This is a genomic window from Kitasatospora sp. NPDC042419 (assembly GCF_056437345.1).
Genome location: NZ_JBWKAW010000096.1, coordinates 1 through 1,611 on the forward strand (window position 1 = coordinate 1; position 1,611 = coordinate 1,611).

The window sequence follows — 1,611 nt, forward strand, 5'->3', positions numbered from 1 at the left end:
GACAAGACACCCCATGCAGCTATCGGGTCAAGCAGCTGCGGTGAGTGGGGCTGGCGTCGGCGGGGCGAACGCGATGTCCTCATCGAATTTCTGGCGGCTGGTCAGGCAGTGATGGAGCTGGCCGAGCATGCGGTTGAACAAGTGGCGGAGGGCCGCGTAGTAGCGGTCGCCGGTGTCCCGCCGGCGGTTGTAATGGGCGTGGGCGCCGGGTGAGGCGGTGAGCGCGGCGAACGCCCAGTGCCTGCCGGTTGCGGCCAGGCGGCTGTTCTTGATCCGGCGGTGGCTGACGTGGCGGCTCTTGCCGGACTCCCGCGTCACGGGGGCGCTTCCGGCATAAGCTTTCAGGTCGCGGGCCGTGTCGAACCGGGTGCGGTCGTCGCCGACCTCGGCGAGTATCCGGGCACCGGTGAGTACGGCGAGACCCGGGAAGCTCGTGATGATCTCCGCGTCGGGATGCTGCAGGAAGAGCTCCTCGGTGGCAGTTGCCAGCTCGTCGCATGCCTGGCAGGCCGCTTCGAGCTGGGCGAGCAGGGCGAGTGTCTGGCGTCCCATCGCTGTTTCCACCAGCGCCGGCTGGCGGAGCCAGGTCCGGCGGAACACCTCGAGCAGACGATCGGTCTCGGAGTCGATCCGGCGTTGGCGGCCGGCCCGTATGAGGGCGGCCTTGAGCTTGCTCCGAGTGAGCTTGGCGGCTTCGGCCTGTGTGGGCGCGATCGCCAGAATCGCGCGGGCCTCGCGCGCCAGTAGCCGTTCACGCTTGTCGGCGAACGCTTCGAGGATCGCCGGGTAGTACTCGCGAAGGTGCGAGCGCAGGCGGTTGTGGGCCCGGGTACGGTCCCAGACCGCGTCCTGCTGGGCCCTGGCGAGGACGGCGATCGCCTTGACCAGGTCGGAGTCTCCGGGCAGAGGCCGGTGGAGCTCCGCGTCGGTGCGCAGGATGTTCGCCAGGACGACGGCGTCCTGGTGGTCGGATTTCTTGCGGGAGACGGTGTGTCGGTCCCGGTAGCGGGCCACGGCCATCGGGTTAATCGCGAAGACCCGACGCCCGGAGGCCCGCAGGCAGGCCACCAGGAGTCCGCGCGAGGTCTCGATCGCGATCGGGATCGGATCGTCCGGGCTGTCGCCGTGCTCGACGAGCAGACGCAGCAGGTCCTGGAAGCCCGCCGCGTCGTCACTGATCCTGAGCTTGCCGAGCAGGCGGGCGTCGGAGTCGACGACCGCCACGTCGTGATGATCCTCGGCCCAGTCGATCCCGCAGGTCACGTGCATGCGCACCCCTTTCGAGCCTTCCCTGTCCCTCGGCGTCGAGCCGCGGTAGGACCACTCGGCGACCTAATAGAAGCGCTCGCCGGCGCACCACCCCATCAGCCGTTCGTGGCCCCAGCTATCCCCAGGGTCCTCGCTCTCGTGAAGAGCTCCACGGCTCCGGCTGATCAAGAGGTGGCCCTGGGAACGGCTCGAACCACGGCACGCTACGGCGACCGAGTCCTGAACGGCAGGGGCCGCGCACGCGTCGCTCTTGTCGAAGCGCTCGAAGCGCGGCATACAGCAAGACATCTCGCCCGGCCCCTGCCAGAGCTGATCCAACTCCCAGCCCTCAACGCCTATTAG

The 1,611-nt window shown here is 68.8% G+C and carries 1 protein-coding gene; it reads right to left on the reverse strand.

The features are described 5' to 3' along the window. Window positions 1-27: 27 nt before the first annotated feature. Window positions 28-1,269: an IS110 family RNA-guided transposase gene (locus tag AC067J_RS44030; protein WP_478308518.1), complete on the reverse strand. Its 1,242-nt coding sequence runs from the start codon at window positions 1,267-1,269 to the stop codon at window positions 28-30. Window positions 1,270-1,611: the final 342 nt, after the last annotated feature.